General features: G+C 51.6%; 12 protein-coding genes. 5 read left to right on the forward strand and 7 right to left on the reverse strand.

The annotated features are described in order from the left end of the window. Positions 1 to 21 precede the first annotated feature (21 nt). From C816_RS11340 to C816_RS11360, 5 genes are all read right to left on the reverse strand, one after another. The gene (locus C816_RS11340) at positions 22 to 1,464 is read right to left on the reverse strand and encodes an aldehyde dehydrogenase family protein (protein WP_016322527.1); all 1,443 of its coding nucleotides are present in this window, start codon (positions 1,462 to 1,464) and stop codon (positions 22 to 24) included. A gap of 326 nt (positions 1,465 to 1,790) precedes the next feature. Then, the gene (locus C816_RS11345; protein ID WP_016322528.1) at positions 1,791 to 3,563 is read right to left on the reverse strand and encodes a DUF2357 domain-containing protein; all 1,773 of its coding nucleotides are present in this window, start codon (positions 3,561 to 3,563) and stop codon (positions 1,791 to 1,793) included. Then, positions 3,547 to 5,559, reverse strand: coding sequence for an McrB family protein (locus C816_RS21840; RefSeq protein WP_016322529.1), 2,013 nt, complete (start codon positions 5,557 to 5,559; stop codon positions 3,547 to 3,549). Before C816_RS21840 ends, C816_RS11345 begins: the two co-directional genes overlap by 17 nt. Further along, a complete protein-coding gene (locus tag C816_RS11355; protein WP_016322530.1) occupies positions 5,559 to 6,449 on the reverse strand; it encodes a coiled-coil domain-containing protein in 891 nt (296 codons plus the stop codon). Before C816_RS11355 ends, C816_RS21840 begins: the two co-directional genes overlap by 1 nt. Before the next feature lie 209 nt (positions 6,450 to 6,658). Beyond that, a complete protein-coding gene (locus tag C816_RS11360) occupies positions 6,659 to 7,465 on the reverse strand; it encodes a helix-turn-helix domain-containing protein (protein WP_016322531.1) in 807 nt (268 codons plus the stop codon). A gap of 708 nt (positions 7,466 to 8,173) precedes the next feature. On the opposite strand from C816_RS11360, the gene C816_RS11370 reads away from it, so the two are divergent. The 5 genes from C816_RS11370 to C816_RS11390 all read left to right on the forward strand — a co-directional run bounded on the left by C816_RS11370 (position 8,174) and on the right by C816_RS11390 (position 13,577). Continuing rightward, positions 8,174 to 9,424 carry a plasmid recombination protein gene (locus C816_RS11370; RefSeq protein WP_016322532.1) on the forward strand — a complete coding sequence of 417 codons (1,251 nt, stop codon included), beginning with the start codon at positions 8,174 to 8,176 and terminating at the stop codon, positions 9,422 to 9,424. A gap of 171 nt (positions 9,425 to 9,595) precedes the next feature. After that, positions 9,596 to 10,915, forward strand: a complete 1,320-nt coding sequence (locus C816_RS11375) for a DNA primase family protein (protein WP_016322533.1) — start codon at positions 9,596 to 9,598, stop codon at positions 10,913 to 10,915. A 426-nt stretch (positions 10,916 to 11,341) separates the two neighbouring features. Next, entirely contained in the window at positions 11,342 to 11,563 is a 222-nt protein-coding gene (locus C816_RS11380; protein ID WP_016322534.1) for a DUF6471 domain-containing protein, read from the forward strand. A 38-nt stretch (positions 11,564 to 11,601) separates the two neighbouring features. Continuing rightward, positions 11,602 to 11,850: a hypothetical protein gene (locus C816_RS11385; RefSeq protein WP_016322535.1), complete on the forward strand. Its 249-nt coding sequence runs from the start codon at positions 11,602 to 11,604 to the stop codon at positions 11,848 to 11,850. 29 nt (positions 11,851 to 11,879) lie between these two features. Further along, the gene (locus C816_RS11390) at positions 11,880 to 13,577 is read left to right on the forward strand and encodes a DUF4368 domain-containing protein (RefSeq protein ID WP_371254376.1); all 1,698 of its coding nucleotides are present in this window, start codon (positions 11,880 to 11,882) and stop codon (positions 13,575 to 13,577) included. A 373-nt stretch (positions 13,578 to 13,950) separates the two neighbouring features. Here the strand turns inward: C816_RS11390 and C816_RS11395 are convergent, their stop codons facing one another. Together C816_RS11395 and nifJ are read right to left on the reverse strand one after the other, a co-directional pair. After that, positions 13,951 to 14,340, reverse strand: a complete 390-nt coding sequence (locus C816_RS11395) for a winged helix-turn-helix transcriptional regulator (protein WP_016322537.1) — start codon at positions 14,338 to 14,340, stop codon at positions 13,951 to 13,953. 276 nt (positions 14,341 to 14,616) lie between these two features. Beyond that, positions 14,617 to 18,138 carry a pyruvate:ferredoxin (flavodoxin) oxidoreductase gene (gene nifJ, locus C816_RS11400; RefSeq protein ID WP_040655527.1) on the reverse strand — a complete coding sequence of 1,174 codons (3,522 nt, stop codon included), beginning with the start codon at positions 18,136 to 18,138 and terminating at the stop codon, positions 14,617 to 14,619. Positions 18,139 to 18,170: the final 32 nt, after the last annotated feature.

Genomic DNA, 18,170 nt, shown 5'->3' on the forward strand with positions numbered 1-18,170 from the left:
TACTTCCTCCTTATATTTTGTTCAGCACGGCATCGAATGATCTTGATACTGCATTGTGATCCATTTCAGCTCGGTAAATTCCTCAATGGAGTGGTGTCCGCCCTCCTTGCCCACGCCGCTGAGCTTAAAGCCGCCGGAGGGGGCCACGGTACCGCTGACAAAGGTGGTGTCGTTGATGTGGACCTTGCCCACATCCATCCGCATGGACAGGGAGAAGGCCTTTTGCAGATCGTAGGTCAGCAGAGCGGAGGAAAGGCCGAACCGGCTGTTGTTGCAGATGGCCAGCGCATCCTCCGCGTCTTCGGCGCGAATGATGGAGGTGACGGGCCCAAAGCTCTCCTGATCGAAGATGTCCATCTCCGGCGTCACATCCGCCAGCACGGTGGGATGATAAAAGGGGCCCTCATGGGTTCCTCCGGTCAGCAGCCGGGCGCCCTTGCCTACGGCGTCCCGAACCTGCGCGTCAATAACAGCGCACTGGGCCTCCTCAATCAGGGGGCCGATCACTGTGTCGTGCTCCCGGGGATCGCCCACTTTGAAGCCCTGGGCCCGGGCGGTGAACTTCTCGCAGAACTCGTCGTACACCGGCGCTTCCACAATGATGCGGGAGGTGGCCATGCACACCTGCCCCTGATGGAAGAAAGCGCCATAGCCCGCCAGGTGAACCGCCTGATCCACAGAGTAGTCTTTCAGGACAATCATGGGATTTTTGCCGCCCAGCTCCATGGTGTAGCGTTTGAGCAGCGCCGCCGCCTGCTGCGCGATGACGAGCCCCACATCGCTGGAGCCGGTAAACGTCACCATCCGCACCCGGTCGTCCTGAATCAACTGGCTGCCCACCAATCTGCCGGAGCAGGGAACGACATTCAAAACGCCCGCGGGCAGGCCCGCCTCATGGAAAACACGGGCGATCATATGTCCGGAGACAGGCGTGGCGGAGGCGGGCTTGAGGATGAAGGTATCCCCGGCCGCCAGGGCGTAGGCCACTTTTTTCATTGCCAGCAGCAGCGGGTAGTTGAAGGGCGTGATGCCCAGAACCACGCCCATGGGGCAGCGCAGGGAGAAGGAGAAATTGTCCTGTGCGGCGGGGGCAAATACCTCACTGCTGATTCGCCGGCACTCTCCCGCGGCGGTCCGCAGAATCCCGACGCTGCCTGCCACCTCCTGCACGGCCTTCTTCCAGGCAGAGCCGCTCTCGGCAATCAAAAGCTCCACCGCCTCATCCCGCATAGCCTCCAGACAGTCGGCGGCTTTCAGAAGAATCTGCTCCCGCTGGGCCGCCGGGGAGACAGACCAGGAGGCAAAGGCCGACTGGGCGGAGGCCAGCGCCCGGTTCAGATCCTGGGGCCCCGCGGTCTGGACACGGGCGACAACCTGACCATTGGCGGGATTCCGATCGTCCGTCCATGCGCCGTCAACCGCCGGAACCCATGCTCCATGAATATAAGGTGTGTACTCTTTCATCGTGGGCACTCCTTTTGAAATGTTTTTGATATTATCGTACAACGTTCCGAAGGTATGGTCCGCAAAACTTCGGCTTTATTTACAAAGGAGTATAGCAAACAGCGGCTGCCGCCGCAAGAAGTGACTTTTTACTCACCTACTTGTCTAATTACAATTAACTTACTAAAATGTAACTGCTTTGAAAAAATCGCTGAAAGCCTTGGAGTTCTAGTGATAAGGAACTATATGGCAATTATCCTTAGCTGACAGTTAGTAGTGCAGAACACAAGGGCGGCTATGGCAAGTTGACGCTTGTCATAGCCGCTCTTATATTTATCAATCAATAACTAATGCCGTTGCCCAAATTCCCGATCAGCTAGTTTTAATTGGTTATGAATTGCCTGATCTAAATACTCACAAGCAGCTTTTATGTATGACCTGTCAGCTGTTGGTTTGAATATTTTGATAGTAACATTATCGTCCGCTTGTTCTCTACTATCGCTGCGAATATCATCCGGTGAAAATACTACTACTTGCGACACTGGGCGAGGGGAAAATGCTTCAAACTTTCCGCCGTAATAAAGGGGCGACTTTGAATCGTTATGGTAGGCTTTTATTTGGTCTCGGCTTGACCAAGTGCGTCCCTCCCAAAAAGATGCCAGTTTACGATATTTGCACTCAATTGCAAGTGATCCAATATACCAAGTTGATTTCTTAGAATATAAATTGATACATATATCGGGGCGACAATGTTTACCTGTGATAAATAATGGATTATTGTATAATTCTACTGTGCGAGACTTTTTAGGTAAACAAATATCATACACAATTTCAAGTATCAAATCATCGTTTTCTAAACTTACTTTTGTTCCGGATTCTAAGAATGGAAATAACTGATTTTTCGTAAAAATATCATCAAATTGGGAATTCATCAAATGATACTCCTGAAGGAAATACCTACACACGCAAATGTAGCACCACATCTCATAAAGGGAACTACTTTTCTTCCAAGAATATGAATATTGAGGATCAAGCTGAACTGTGAAATCCCGCCTATTCACTTCCATATAAGTTCTATAAAGCGATCCATATCTTGAATCTAAGGCAAAAGAGTGTGGAATGAATTCTGCACACGAATCGGACACTTCATGGAACCACTCTGCACTTTTTATGATGCTTGTTATAGCCTTAAGCTTTTTAGCTGTAATAAGATATTCTTGTAATCCATTAATGTATCTGCTCTCATACATCTGATTTTTCGTTGACCGCTGCTGGTGATACCTTAATGTAGCAGTAATTATAGCTACAAACCGAGACAACTTTTTATCAATTAGCTTTATGATTTTTTTGAGAAGGCGATTTTCTTGTATATCATAAACGATGTTGCGGCTGGGAACAAGGAGCCTATTATTGGGCGCACCTTTGCGTAAATAATGTTTTACAGTTTCAGTATCAACTTCCTTGTTCTCAGATTCGTCGGTCAGGTGGTAATCCTTTTGCAATTTATATTTTGGCCTGTCTTTTATGTCCAATAGTGCAGACATAATAGAATTTGCGTTCTTATTGATTACTAAGAACGCATACAAATCGCTCGGCGGAATAACACCTTCTGTCTGTTGCCCTGCTCCAATATTTCGCCGGACTATATCCTGTGCCAAACCCTGTATTTCAGCTTCCAAATCATCCCGCATAATGTCCCACTCTTGTGCAGATAATTGTTTGGGGATAACATTAAGAAACGAGATATATACATTAGAATTGCATCTCACAGAAATTTGTAGTGTATCTACCCGGAGCGCATCATAATCCGTAGAATCACTTCTATAAATTTTTACCCCTTCTTCAGCCGGTGTACAATATACGAGGCCATCCTCAGATTGTATACGTGATGTTATTGGGCAACATTCTAGTGCATTAAAAAACAACTGTGCATTTGCATCTGTACTTTTGAAGTATAAATCAATTTCATCGTTTTCTTCAACCGTGGCAACTACATTACTTGAATTAAAGGGTACTGAAACGCTTTGCCATGGGCCAAGATTTATTCGCTTAGCGTACTGGCTGTCTGGCCTTATTACAAGATAAGCTTCAAATTGCGGATCTTTATAAGCAGTATCCATATGTGTTCAACTCGTTCTCTTTCTGCTCAATTATTTTGCGGCTTCGCTCAAAGTTCGATATATCGCTAAAACTATCGAGCAATGTAGCTAAGGCGTTTATCCTTTGAGTATCCGATAGAAAAATTCCCTTTAGTTGTTCCTCTGGCCCCCGGATTTTTGTAAGTATCCGTTGCGAAATTTGATAGTCAAGTCCTTCACCAATAGAGAGAGCATAGTCAGTTTGGAGTTCTGGCAAATTACGTAAATAAGATTCAATGCTCTTAACAATCCGCGGACCGACACCCAAATTTGCGTTAATTCCATGCAATAATTTGTGCATTTGCCAAAGCAACTCGCGAATCCTGACCTGATGTTCAAGTTGGACATCATCCTTTCTAATGAGTTTGCTGAAATCTTCGTTTGTCCATTCAGGAGTATTGGCCTTCATATACTTGATAATTTTCCAACTATCGGGCTTGGAATAGTCCAGTACATCCAAAGTAATTACGTTAGCCCGATCCAACACTTTATCTGAAAAATGATATGTAGATTCATCAATGTTTACTGTGCCAATAAATTTGACATTATCTCCAATAAGGATGCTCTGGGGATATTTTGATGAGTTATATAGCTGCCCTGCATACTGCTCATCATAAAGCACCAGTTCGCGTGAACCGACAGGTTTCTCAAGTATAGACAGAAATTGACTAAAGTAATGCTCTACCCTAGCAAGATTCATCTCGTCTAGACATATTAAATACAACTTATCTTTGTTTTGCTCACGGGATGCTTCGACAATTTTGTTAATAAAACCTGTATCGCTGGGACGATATACCATATGAATGAGGTCTACGTATCCCAATAAGTCCGAATCATCGTTCCACGAGGGACGTACCGGAATAATAAGAACATTTTTAATACCTAGTGCCTTTGCATAAGCATCAACAAGGGCAGACTTTCCCGTTCCACTCATTCCAGAAAGAATAACTAGACTTCCCGTTTTTATAGCTGTATGGAAATTTGTTATGTCCTGGGGATTATAGAACAGTTTATTCATTTGGCTATGATAACGGAAAAATTCAAAAATAGATTCCTCAGTCTTTTCGGTGGGCAGTTCGCGTGAATCATCCGCAGGAAGCTCAGTCACAGATACAGTATCATCTGTTTTTGAAACACCTTCAAATGGGGTAATCTCCTCAACTACTTGGGGACCTATTGGTTCAACCAGAGCTATCTGAGACTGAGAAAGCTTATTGATAAGGCTTAGGTACTTAGATTCTGCTATATGGAGTATAGTAGGGTTGCTTTCGCTTTGAACAATATACTCGCTAGTGTCATCGGCGTCATCATCATCTAAAACTATTTCACGCAATTCTTCTGCGTTTACCTGGAGAATTAAACTTCCCATCCCGGATTTTGTGGCAGCTTGAATAGGACCTATGGCGCACATTTTTTGATTGTCGTGCCAGACAATGAATTCTGGAAAACTTGTAGAAGTATTTATATCAAAATTAAAGATTCGGCCTACCGATTTTCCGTCTATAATTGCCTGCCAGAATTCTTGAAAGCTATCATAACTTTTGAATAAGGGAAAGTCATAGACACTATCACAATCTGATTTCCCAGAAAAGCAAGGAATAGCAACAAAGCGACTATCTTTATCAACTTTTTGCGGACGCCGAACAATATCAGCGGTTTCAACTTTTTTATATCCCATTGCATCGACTTTATAGGTAAACACGAAAAGTCGCTGCATATAGAAATCGGAAAATGCCTGAATCCGATCTTCGTCTGTGCCATATTCATCATCAACAAATTCCAGATTACGAATAGAGCTAATATACCCTATAAATGTTTCTTCACTGACACCATTTCGGCTTGAAAGAGTCTTTATATTGTACTGAATGTCCTTTGATTTATTTATAAAGATAGCCCGTCTGCCGCCATACTCTCCTTGTGGTATTTCACTATCTTGGGCAACCCGCCCAATCATTTCAATATTGTAATATGTAGCCATTAACCGTTCCTCCACTGTTTTGCGTATTCAAGCATTTCTTGTTTGGTAGAAAAGGTGACGAGTTTTTCTTGGATTGCATCAATCTTCTGTATTTTGCGCTTTGCAGAAAATGGGAGATCATTTATTACCAGTAAAATTTTATTATATCTGTCAGCAATTTCGAGTAACTTCAAAATATTGTCATATGTAAGCATATCAACGCCTAACTCATCAGTTTCGTCTGTGTCCATAACAATTAAAATGGGGGCCGCTTGAATTGTGTCTGCTGGTTGATACGCAACAATAGCATTTTCTAACTCACTAACTCGACTTTTTAACTGTGTAATGGTAAATTCTGATTCTTCTTCAAACTGACGAAGTGCTTCTGTGGCTAGGTGCAGCCTATTCGTTTCTGTGGATAATTCAGACTTCAACTCTGTATTCTCTGCCTGTAGTTTTTTATAATCGTCCCTTAACTGTAGTAATTCTCGACGAGTAGATAGATATTTTTCCCTAAATTCTTCAGCCTTTTTCTTAGCTTTTCCGGTTTCAGGTGATGCCTGAATTTCCTCTCGAATATCATCTTTTTTCTCTAACAGAGACATTAAGGAAGTCTCGTTGGTCATTCCACTATTTACAAGATAAGTCAGACAAGTCACAGCCGTATCTGGTGCAAATGCGCTAGTAGCGTCATCACAATTATCAAAACTTGGGGTATAAAATTTTTCTAATACATTAAAAAATGCTTTTTCGTTTTTGGCAATTAGGGGAGCCAGTAGCATGGCTTTAGGCGTCTTAGGAGGCGTATATCCATTAACAGAAAGTTTTTGCTTACATAGGTTTGAATAGAGCTTTTTTAGTTCCTTTGGACTTATATAACTCAGAAAATTTGTATAAAAATCTTTTGTCATATTATCATCCCAATCTAAAATTAGTGGGGCCACAAAAAGAAATATATCCATCAATTATACTGTAACGAACTGTCTATCCATAATGTCAGTACAATTTTGTTTATTTTAGCATATTTTCGGGAATTTGTCACCTCCCAATTTGAAACTCGCCAGAATCTGCAATCGAATATTAAAAGGAGTGCATAGCAAGAATGTTCCCAAACCAAACTCTATTTCCGTTTTTTCCCTCTCTGCGGCACAGAACCTTTCAGCAATTCTGACTTCTGCGCAATCCGGGTCAGCCACTGTTTTTCTTCCTCGGTTAGCTTATTGTAGCGAAGTTTGGTCTGCTTGCAGAACAGCATGATAAGCTGTTCCAGCTTACTGCCATTGAAACGAGCAACTTCCTCCAAGTCCTGTTTCAATTCTTCTGCGGCAGAGTTTTTCGGCGCGCTGTCGCTCCGGCCCAGGTGCGCCGTCCGCATATCCTCCATGATGGCGTCAATGTCACGATGCACCCGACTGGTGAAATATTCTCCCTCGTCCACATGGGCCGATTGCAGAAGATAGGCCGTTCTGTCATTGTCCTCCGGCTGGTACTTCTCCACGATTTCAGCCCTCGCCACATCCACCCATGCGTTCAGATTTTGTATCTGCATGGCGGCGATGCCCTCAACATAAATCTGAATATCGGCCAGCAGCTTTACAAAATCCGAGTGCGTTACCAGTTCCCCCAGCAGGGCCGTATCCATCCGTCCCGCTTTTAATACTTCAATCATAGTGTCACTCAAACGCAGGTCTGCCAGATCAGCGTTTGGGTGGCGCTTTGTTTCTGTCAGGCCCAACAGATAATCGGTGGTCACGCTGTAGAACTTCGCCAGCTTAATGAGTGCATAGTGGCTGATGTCCTTGGTGTCGTCCGCCTCATAGCTGCCCAGCGCAGATGATGACAGTCCCGTTTGTTCCTCAAGCTCTTTCAGCGTCAGCTTGCGCTCCACCCGTAAATCCTTTATCCGTTCCTGTATCGTCAAAGACATATCGTTGCCCTCCATCTGATTTTACTGCCATTCTACCACATTTCCGAGAGCGTGGAAATATCCGGTTTTTGCCCCGGATTTCCTACCTCTTGGATATACGGGAGAGTGGCCTTTTTTCTGCTACGATGCTCTTGTCAGGCAGCGATGAACCTCGAAAACAGAATGACCGTCCGAAAGGGATATGTTCCCCGGAGAAGTATCGCATGGAGCGTACCAAGGGGAACGAAACGCCGCTGAGAGAACAGGGGCAGGAACGGGTTTCGGGGAGAACGGCGGGAGTGCAGAGGGCGGCAAGCCCTTTGCGCCAAGTCCAGAGCGGCGAGCATCTGGTCAGTGTCCAGAGGTGGACGCTGGGGTCCCCGCCGAAACCCAGCGCAGCGGTTTCGGTGGGGAGAGGAGGAGCAGCGGAGTGAGCGAGCTTTCGCCGTAGGCGGAAGCGAGGGATACGGAGCTTGCGACGATGAGGGCCGGGTGCAGGGCGGCAGCGCCTGTTGGGTGTCCAGAGGGCAAAGCCCTTTGGGTCGGGTGCAGGGTGACAACGCCTGCTCAGGTGTCCAGAGGGTGAAACCCTTGGCCCAGTGAAAGTGATGCTCCGCGTCACTTTATACTGGGTTATTATCTGGCGCAAAGCACTCAGATTCGGCGGCTTCGCCGCCCCTGGACTACTCCCGGAACAGCAAAAAAACGAAAAACAGGAAGGAGAGCAGAATGGCAAAAAGACTGACCCGGCACAACGGGAGAGCCGGAAAAAGCGGCGTCTACAAATCAACGCACAATGACAGAACCTTCGATACCGAACACGCCGGCCACATTGACGGTGAGCGGATTTCACAGAACATCTATTGGGATTGCTTTCGGGGCACGACCTATCCGGCCCAGCAGGACGGGGAGGTTTCCTTCGTGGATGTGGAGCGGGCCTTTTATCTGAACCGCTACTCCGATTACCTTGACGGGCAGCATGAGCGGAACGCCAAACGACGCCACTCCGAGCGTGACCGGAGCGTGGATGATCTGCTGGCTGACAAACGCTTCTGCCCGGAGGAAACCATCTACCAAATCGGCACGATGGAGGATTCCGTTTCTCCGGAGGCACTTCTGGAAATTGTCGGGGAATTTATGATGGAGATGGAACGCCGCTTCGGGGAACACATCCACGTCATTGACTGGGCGCTCCATCTGGACGAGGCCACGCCCCATATCCATGAGCGCCATGTTTTCGACTATGTGAACCGATACGGCGAGGTAGAGCCAAAGCAGGAAAAGGCGCTGGAGGCCCTCGGATTTGAACTGCCTGACCCGGAGAAAAAGCCGGGGCGCACCAATAACCGGAAGATGGTTTTCGATGCGGTCTGCCGGGTCATTCTGTTCGACATCTGTAAGCGGCATGGTCTGGCGGTAGAGGAAGAACCTGACCCCGGCAACCGTGGGCGCAGCTACCTGATGAAGAACGACTATATCATCCAGAAACAGAAGAAATTGATTATTGAGCAGGAGACGGCGATTGAAGAAAAGGCACAGGCGTTAGAGGCCGTGTCGCTCCGGCTGGAGGATGCTGAGGCCCTGATTGATGAGGTCACGGAGATCGCCTATGACAAGGCTGTGGAGCTTGTGACCGATGCCGTTCGTGCCGAAACGCAGTTGCAGGACGAGAAGATCGTCTCTGATTACAAGGACTGGTGCATGGCCCCGGAGCGGCGCTTTTCCCCAGCGGAGAAGGGGCTGATCGGCAAGGTGCTGGGAAAGGCGCAGGAGCTGATCCACAAAGCCGCTCAAAAGGTGCTTGCCAGAGTGCAGGCCGTTTTGCGAAAACCGGAAGTCAGAGCCGCCGCCACCAAACAGATCAAGGAGAAGGCCAGAGAGTCCGTCCTTGCCAAACTGAAACGGGGCAGGGCCGAGATTGCCAGACAGGATGCGGAGCGCAGGGCGGCGCAGACCGTCAAGCGGGACATTGAGCTATAACCGCTATTACACTGACAGAGGGAATTTTGGAAGCCGCTGCCGAAATTCCCTCTGTCATGTTTTTTGAAATAGGGCTGTCATGCCATTAGCCCGGTTTTTTCAAATTTGCCCATAACCATAGCAGAAGGGCGCGGTGACCGCCCGATTTTTACAGATTGGAGGTATGCGGAAATGATTGAAAATGAAGAATTGCAGTCCGGGTTTCCCGACTGGCTGACGGAGGACTACAAGCTCATGGAGCCGGTGTTCTGCCGGTCGTTCCTTCGGGGACATCCCATGCGCTGCATTCGTGGGCGGTTCTACACGGTGGACGGGCTGGTGGCGGACGAGAGCAGCTTGAAAAAGAAAATCTACGAGCAGATCAGTCCGTGGCTGGAAACCAAAATCGCCAGGAAGGTGGACGAGCTTCTGAACGCCCTGCGGATGGCGGCGTACTCCAAGCCGATAGAGCTGGAGTGCGACCGTATCCACGTTGCCAACGGCACATTGTTTGTAGATGGCCGCTTCTCGCCGGAAAAAGCCTACTGCAACAACCGCCTGACCGTCAGCTATCGCCCTGATACGCCGCCGCCGGAGAAGTGGCTGCGCTTTCTGTCGGAACTGCTGTACCCGGAGGACATCCCCACCTTGCAGGAGTACCTGGGCTACTGCCTGCTCCCCACCACCAAAGGCCAGAAGATGCTCATGCTCATCGGCAAGGGCGGCGAGGGCAAGAGCCGGATCGGGCTGGTGATGCGCTCCATCTTCGGGGACAGCATGAACACCACCAGCATCCAGAAGGTGGAGAACAACCGGTTCAGCCGCGCCGACCTGGAAAGCAAGCTGCTGATGGTGGACGATGATATGGACATGAGCGCCCTGCCCAAGACCAACTATATCAAATCCATCGTGACCTCGGAGTGCAAGATGGACATGGAGCGCAAGGGCGTTCAGAGCTACCAGAGCCAGCTTTATGTGCGGTTCCTCTGTTTCGGAAATGGGGCCTTGACCGCTCTCCATGACAGGTCTGACGGTTTCTTTCGCCGCCAGATCGTTTTGACCACAAGGGACAGACCGGCAGAGCGGACAGATGACCCGTTTCTCTCTGAAAAGCTGATCAACGAGCGCGAGGGGATATTCCTTTGGTGTCTGGAAGGGCTTCACCGCCTGCTGGTAAACAATTATCGGTTCACCATCAGCGACCGGGCCAAAGAAAATATCTCTGTTGTAGTCCGGGAGGCCAACAACATCGTGGACTTTCTGTCCTCTGCCGGTTATGTCCAGTTCAAAGCGGATAGCGAGGCCGCTACCCGTGACCTGTACTCCGCTTATAAGGTCTGGTGCGAGGATAACGCCGAGAACCCACTTTCCCCCAAGAGCTTTTCCGGCTTCATCGCCCAGAACGCCGACACCTACCGGCTGGAGTCCACCAACAATGTGTATATCGGCAGCGGCAAGCGATGCCGGGGCTACCTTGGAATTGAGGTCTTGATAAAGCCGACCGCTTTATAAAAAAGAAATGAAATTATCTGTACGTGCGTACAGGCGTACAAGGGAGGCTGACCCTGTACTGATGTACGTATGTACGGATAGTTTTGAGTTCGCCTTTATCTTTTTATAGGCGGTCATGCTGATCTGACCTTAAAAAGCCGGGTGAAATTCAATCCTTGTGATTTTCGTGAAAAATGTCATTCAGCGGTGAAAAAATTACACCCGTTGATGATTTACGGAACCATGTATCTGCTTTACGGATAAGTGGTCTTTCCCACGGTTACAGCGGGTGTCCCACGAAACTATAAAGTGGATAGGTAGCCTTTATGACCTGGGCTTCATCATAGCAAATCTGAGCGGAAATTACAACTGCGAAAATCTTCATCATTCCGTGAAAATACTTTGCGGAATACAAAATCAAATTCATCGAAAAGTGAGAGAAAAACTTTGAAATCCAATATAAGAAACGAAATCAAGGCGTACATCGTGCGTCAAGGGATGACCATGCAGGAAGTGGTGGATGTGCTGTCCGATGTGTACGGCTGGTCGGACAGTGTGTCCAATCTCTCCAACAAGCTCCAGAGGGAATCCCTCCGCTACAAGGAGGCTGTCCAGCTTGCCGATGCGCTGGGCTATGACATTCAGTGGGTCCGGCGGAAGGATGCTTGACCCGAAATCGAAAATCTACGAATTATGGAGGTACTTGATTGAACAATTTTGAGAGTTATGTGTACGAACCTATTGACCTGTGCGCCTGCTATGAGCCGATGTTCGACGCGCCTGCTGACTTTGTTGAGGAGTGGTACAGGGAGCATGGACTGAGAAATCCTTTCTCCTGCAAGGTGACACGCAAAATTGGAAACACCTGGTATATCATCGAGACGGAGTGCGATGGAGATGAGCCGCTCCCCAGCATGATGTGCCGCCTGATTTTTTCGGATAAGGGGGCGGTTTGATGTCGACAAAGCAGTTGGATCATGCTACAATGGAGCCATGCACTACGGTACTGTCAGCTGACCCACACAAGAAAGGAGACAACAACGTGGATCAGCAGAAAATCACGATTTTGTACTGCCGTTTGAGCAACGAGGATTTGGTGGATGGGGAGTCAAACTCGATTGCGAATCAGAGAAGCATCCTCAGCAGCTACGCCGCTTCCCACGGTTTCACGAATACCAGGGTGCTGGTAGATGACGGGTACACCGGGACGAACTTCAATCGCCCCGGTGTCCAGGAGGGACTTGCCTTGGTGGAGCAGGGCTTGGTTGGCACCTGGATTGTTAAGGACATGAGCAGATTTGGCAGAGACTATTTGCAGGTCGGTCGATTTACGGAAATCGTCTTTCCGAGCTATGATGTGCGGTTCATCGCCGTCAACGATGCGGTGGACAGTGCCAAAGGGGACAACGATTTTACCGTAATTCGCAATGTTTTTAACGATTTTTATGCCAAAGATACCAGTAAAAAGGTCCGCGCCGTTATGAACGCCAAGGGGACCAGTGGCAAGCACTTAGGCGGTCCGCCCTACGGCTACCGCGCCGACCCGCAGGACAAAAATCACTGGATATTGGACGAGGATGCTGCCCCAATAGTCAAACGTATTTTTGACCTGACCATTGCTGGAGTAGGCCCGTCCCGGATTGCCCGTATCTTGGAGGCAGACAAGGTGTTGACGGTCAAGGCCCTCTATGCCCAGCAGAAGGGAAAGCCCCTGCCGGAGCGCCCCTGCCACTGGATTGAGCAGTCCGTGGTCAACATCCTGGAACGGATGGAGTACACCGGCTGCACCTGTAATTTCAAAACTTACTCTAAGTCCTACAAGCTCAAGAAGCGCATTCCCAACGCCCTGGAGGATATGTTCATCCTGCCGGATACCCAGGAGGCCATTGTGCCGAAAGAACAGTGGGACAGAGTGCAGGAGCTTCGCAAGCACAAGCGCCGCATGACCAAGGCGGAGCGGCAGGGACTGTTCTCCGGTTTGGTGGTCTGCGCCGACTGCGGGAACAAGCTCCACTTCGCCACTTGTAAGAACTTTGAGGGTAGACAGGATCACTACGTCTGTGCCAAGTACAAAAGCGGGCGGGGAACCTGTTCGGCGCACTATATCCGGGAGGACGTTCTGCGGGATGTGGTTCTGGAGCGCATCCGGGCTGTGACGGATTATATCCGGTCCGATGTGGAGGGCTTTCAGGAGGACTGGCTGATGTGCCGGAGAGAGGAACAGGAGAAATCCATCCGGGAGGACAAACGGCGGCTGGAAAAAGCGAAGAAGCGTCTGGCGGACATCGACAAACTCATCACCCGTATCTATGAGGACATGGTACTCGGCAGTCTGAGCCAAGAGCGTTATCAGAAGATGCTGGAGGGCTATGAGGCGGAGCAGGCCAGTCTGAATAACGAGATCATCGGTCTGGACGATTGGGTGGCGACCCGTGAGGAAATGGAGGACAATGTTGACCAGTTCCTCGCCCTGCTTGAGAAGTATGTGGACATCCCTGATCTGACCCAAACCATTGTGAATGAGTTCATCAAGCAGATCATCGTCTACGCCCCGGAGAAGGTCAACGGCAAGCGGACACAGAAGGTCAAAATCGTTTTCAACTTCTTGGAAGAAGTTGAAGTACCGGAAATCAGCGAACCTGTTATTACAAAAACCACCTATGGACGCAGAAAGACGGCGTGACACACGGTCACGCCGCCCTCTGCGGCAAATAGTTACTTGTCACTATTAAGCCTTACAAAATCGCGATTTTTTGCTGGAGCTATCAAAATTTGGCGGAGAGTGGGTTCTATCCGCTCTGCTAAAATTTTTTGCCGAAATTCATCATATAATACAAAATTTATCCGACCGAAAAAGACGTTCTGCGGCATTATAACGGCGATGCCGAAAGAGGGCCCCAGACGCCGAAGAAACGGTCCGACAGGCTGGAGAGAATCGCCCCCCCTTCCAGGCGCCGCGGGAACGCTCCAAAAGGCGAAAAGGAGCCCCGTCAGGGCTCCTTTCGCGGCGGTCAGCCCTTTCAGAGGAAAAGGCGTCCTATGTTGAAATCCAGGTCCTATGGCTGCCAGTCCTCCTGGTAACAGGGGCGGCTCTTGGGCGTATGGGGCGCCTGCTCCTCCGGCAGGCCCCGCACGTAGTTCAGGCCCCATTGGTGGGCCGCCTGGATCACGGGGAAGAGGCTGGCTCCAAAGGGGGTTATGGCGTATTCCACTCTGAGAGGAACCTCCGGATAGACCGTGCGTGACACAACTCCGTCCAGCTCCATGGCGCGCAGCTGCTGCGTCAGCATCTTGGGATTGACCTGTGGCAGGGATTTGACCAGCTCGCTGAACCGAAGGGGGCCCTTTTTGGCGAGATACCATAGAATCGCGCCCTTGTATTTTCCGCCCACCAGCCGAAAGCATACCTCGACAGGGCTGAGTTCTCTTGGGTTTTGTGATTTCATAGCTGATGCTCCTCCCGCGCGCTCCGCAGCCGCAAATGGCACAAATATGGTATAGTATACCAGAAAAGCGGCAGTATTTGCAGGCGCATTTGTGACAAAAGTCAGTGCCTTTTCCACGTCGGCACATTCTGAGAAAAAAACAGTGTATACTGCCTCATGTGCTGCAAAACCTGCTCCTTCCGCCCTTTGCGGAAGCGGAAACAGATAGCGGCGCGCCCCGCGCCAGGGAGAGGATTCTACCAGCGCAGGGCGGTCCGAGAGGGAGCGTTAGATTTTTCAGTCTTCGTTACAGCTTTTTTCCAGCCGGACATAGGTTTTATACCGCTCGTCGGCCTCCCGCTGCGCTTGCGCAAAAAGTTTTTCGGCGATTTCTGGATACTTGATCTTCAATCCCGCATAGCGAACCTCGCCGTTGAGGAACTCGCTGACCGGGACGGAGGGCTGCTTGTAATCCAGGGAGAAGGGCTTCGCCTTGTCCGGATTATAGCGGTATAGCGGCCAAAGACCGCAGTCCACCGCTTTTTTCATCTCCGCCTGAACGCTGGCCATACCGGCCTTGATGCCGTGGTTGATGCAAGGAGCGTAGGCAATGACGATGGAGGGGCCTTTGTGCTCCACCGCCTCCGTGACGGCCTTCATCAGCTGGCCGGGATTGGCGCCCATTGCCACAGAGGCCACATACACGTTGGGATAGGTCATCATCAGACGGCCCAGATCCTTCTTGGCTGTGCGCTTGCCGCCGTCGGCGAATTTGGCGGAGGCGCCCACCGGCGTCGCCTTTGAGGACTGTCCGCCGGTATTGGAGTACACCTCCGTGTCCACCACGAACACATTCACATCCTCGCCGGAGGCCATTACATGATCCAGTCCGCCGTAGCCGATGTCATAGGCCCAGCCGTCGCCGCCAAAGAGCCATACCACTTTTTTGCCCAACTGGTCCCTGTGAAGAAGAATATCGTCCGCCAGCGTCCTGGCCTCGCCGGTGAGCTCCGCCGCCTCCAAAGCGTCCGTCAGGATACGGGCGTCCCGGTCGTTGGCATCCAGATCGTCGAAGGATTCCAGCCACGCATGGATGGCCGTTTCCACCTCCGTGCCGGGGACCAGCGGCAGCAGGGCCTCCGCGCGGAGGCGCACACAGCCCCGGCGCTGCTTCACGGCCAGCGCCATGCCCAGGCCGTTTTCCGCCTGATCCTCAAAGAGCGTGCCGTAGAAGGCGGGGCCCCGCCCCTCCTGATTCTTGGTATAAGGCAGAGAGGGAAACGCGCCGGCCCAGGCCAGAGAGCAGCCTACGCCGTTAACCCAGTAGGTCTTCTCGCCGTAAAGCTGGGTGAGGAGCTTGGCATAGGGCGTTTCACCACAGCCGGCGCAGGCGCCGGAGAACTCCACCAGCGGCTGGCTGAACTGGCTGCCCTTGAGGGTTTTCCGGTCGAACACGCCGGGCTTGCCGCTGATGGTCAGGGCGTAGTTCCAGTTTGTCTCGTCGTACATGGAGTCGTCCGCCGGCTTCATGGTCAGGGCCTTGTCCTTGGCCGGGCAGGAGGCCGCGCAGCTTCCGCAGCCGGTGCAGTCCAGCGTGCTGACCTGCAGGCGGTACTTCAAACCCGCCGCGCCCCTGGCCTCCGCCATCGTGAAGCCGGCGGGGGCGGCCTGGGCCTCCTCCTCGTTCACCAGATACGCCCGGATGGCGGCATGGGGACAGACAAAGGCGCACTGGTTGCATTGCAGGCACTTGGCGGGGTCCCAGTCCGGCAGGCTGGCGGCAATGCCCCGCTTGTCATACTTGGATGTGCCCAGAGGATAGGTGCCGTCCTGGTGGTTCAAAAAGGCGGAAACCGGCAGATCGTCGCCCCGCTGGCGGTTGCAGGGCAGCACGATGTTCTTCACCACGTCGGGCAGACGCTCGTCCACGGTCCGCTCGTCCGGGGCGCTGGCCCAGGCGGCGGGCACGCTGACTTTTACAGGGCTGTTGACGCCTGCGTCCACAGCCGCCATGTTCATGCCAACCACCTTTTCGCCCTTCTTGGCGTAGGTCTTCTGTACGGCCTCCTTCATGCGGCGCACGGCGTCCTCCACCGGCATCACGCCGGAGAGCTTGAAAAACGCAGCCTGAAGGATCATATTGGCATGGTTTCCCAGCCCCAGCTCCCGGGCCAGTTTGTTGGCGTCCACGATATAGAACTGCACATGGTGATCCGCGATGTACTTCTTTACGTCGCCGGGCAGCTTGCTGTCCAGCTCCGCCTCGCTCCAGGAGGTGTTCAGAAGGAAGGTGCCGCCGTCCTTGATCTCGTGGATCATGTCGTAACGGGTAATGTAGGACTGGGCGTGACAGGCCAGAAAATCCGCGGCCTTGATAAGGTAGGTGGAGCGAATGGGATCTTTGCTGAAGCGGAGGTGGCTTTTGGTGATGCCGTAGGACTTCTTGGAGTCGTACTCAAAATACGCCTGGGTGTACATTCCGGCGTGGTCGCCGATGATTTTGGCGGAATTTTTGTTGGCGCCCACAGTGCCGTCGGAGCCCAGGCCCCAGAACTTGCAGGAAACGGTGTCGGCGGATTCGGTGATAAGGGGCTCCTTCACGTCCAGGGACAGGCGGGTTACATCGTCCACTACGCCGATGGTGAAAAGATGCCTGGGCTCCGCGGCATCCATGTTGTCGTAAACCGCCTTGAGCTGAGCGGGCGTCACATCCTTGGAGGCCAGGCCGTACCGGCCGCCGTAGATGGCGGGGGCGTTCTTGTTGTTGGCATAGGCGGCGCACACATCCAGATATACCGCGCCGGCAATGGCTCCCGCCTCCCTGGAACGGTCCATGGCGGTCACTTTCTTCACCGTTTTGGGCATGGCATTGAGAAAATACTTCATGTCAAAGGGACGGAAGAGGTGAATTTGCAGCAGGCCTACCTTTTCGCCCCTGGCCCGCAGATAATCCACCACCTCTTTGGCGGCCTCACAGGCGGAGCCCATCATCACAACGACCCGCTCCGCGTCCTCCGCGCCGTAGTAATTGAAAATATGGTAGTCCCGTCCCGTGATTCGATTAATGCCCTGCATATATCCCTCCACCATGGCCGGGATCGCGTCATAGGCCCCGTTGTTGGCCTCCAGGGACTGATAGTAGACGTCGGGGCCCTGCACGGTGGTGCGCTGAACAGGATGCTCCGGATTCATGGCGATGCGGTGGTAGGCCTCCAGCGCCTCCCTGTCCAACAGTTCGGCCGCGGCGTCCAGATCGATAACCTCAATTTTCTGGATCTCATGGGACGTGCGGAAGCCGTCGAAAAAATGGATGAAGGGAACCCGGCTTTTGACCGTGGTCAGGTGGGCTACCGCGGCCAGATCCATCACCTCCTGAACGCTGGCGGTGGACATCATAGTCACGCCGGTGGTGCGGCAGCTCATCACGTCCTGATGATCGCCAAAGATATTATTGGCGTGCTGGGCCACAGAGCGGGCCGCCACATGGAACACGGCGGGCATCCGGTGGCCGGCCATAATGTACAAATTTGGAATCATCAGCAGAAGTCCCTGGGAGGAGGTAAAGGTCGTGGCCATGGCCCCGGCCTCCGCGGCGCCGTGAAGTGCGCCGGCGGCGCCGCCCTCGGACTGCATCTCCACCAGCGTCACAGGCTGGCCAAACATATTCTTCCGTCCGGAGGACGCCCACTCGTCCACCTTCTCGCTCATGGGCGAGGAGGGGGTGATGGGGAAGATGCCTGCAACATCGGTAAAGTGGTAGGCAACGTGCGCGCAGGCCTCATTGCCGTCCATCGTTCGCATGATTTTTTTCTCTGCCATAGAAATCTCCATTCTGCCTCCGGCTCAGCGCG

This window comes from Oscillibacter sp. 1-3 (genome assembly GCF_000403435.2).
GTDB lineage: Bacteria > Bacillota > Clostridia > Oscillospirales > Oscillospiraceae > Oscillibacter.

Bases quoted from the DNA above. Each gene is read 5' to 3' on its own strand.
- C816_RS11340 (WP_016322527.1), bottom strand. From the start codon at position 1,464: ATGAAAGAGTACACACCTTATATTCATGGAGCATGGGTTCCGGCGGTT.
- C816_RS11345 (WP_016322528.1), bottom strand. From the start codon at position 3,563: ATGGATACTGCTTATAAAGATCCGCAATTTGAAGCTTATCTTGTAATA.
- C816_RS21840 (WP_016322529.1), bottom strand. From the start codon at position 5,559: ATGGCTACATATTACAATATTGAAATGATTGGGCGGGTTGCCCAAGAT.
- C816_RS11355 (WP_016322530.1), bottom strand. From the start codon at position 6,449: ATGACAAAAGATTTTTATACAAATTTTCTGAGTTATATAAGTCCAAAG.
- C816_RS11360 (WP_016322531.1), bottom strand. From the start codon at position 7,465: ATGTCTTTGACGATACAGGAACGGATAAAGGATTTACGGGTGGAGCGC.
- C816_RS11370 (WP_016322532.1), top strand. From the start codon at position 8,174: ATGGCAAAAAGACTGACCCGGCACAACGGGAGAGCCGGAAAAAGCGGC.
- C816_RS11375 (WP_016322533.1), top strand. From the start codon at position 9,596: ATGATTGAAAATGAAGAATTGCAGTCCGGGTTTCCCGACTGGCTGACG.
- C816_RS11390 (WP_371254376.1), top strand. From the start codon at position 11,880: ATGGAGCCATGCACTACGGTACTGTCAGCTGACCCACACAAGAAAGGA.
- C816_RS11395 (WP_016322537.1), bottom strand. From the start codon at position 14,340: ATGAAATCACAAAACCCAAGAGAACTCAGCCCTGTCGAGGTATGCTTT.
- nifJ (WP_040655527.1), bottom strand. From the start codon at position 18,138: ATGGCAGAGAAAAAAATCATGCGAACGATGGACGGCAATGAGGCCTGC.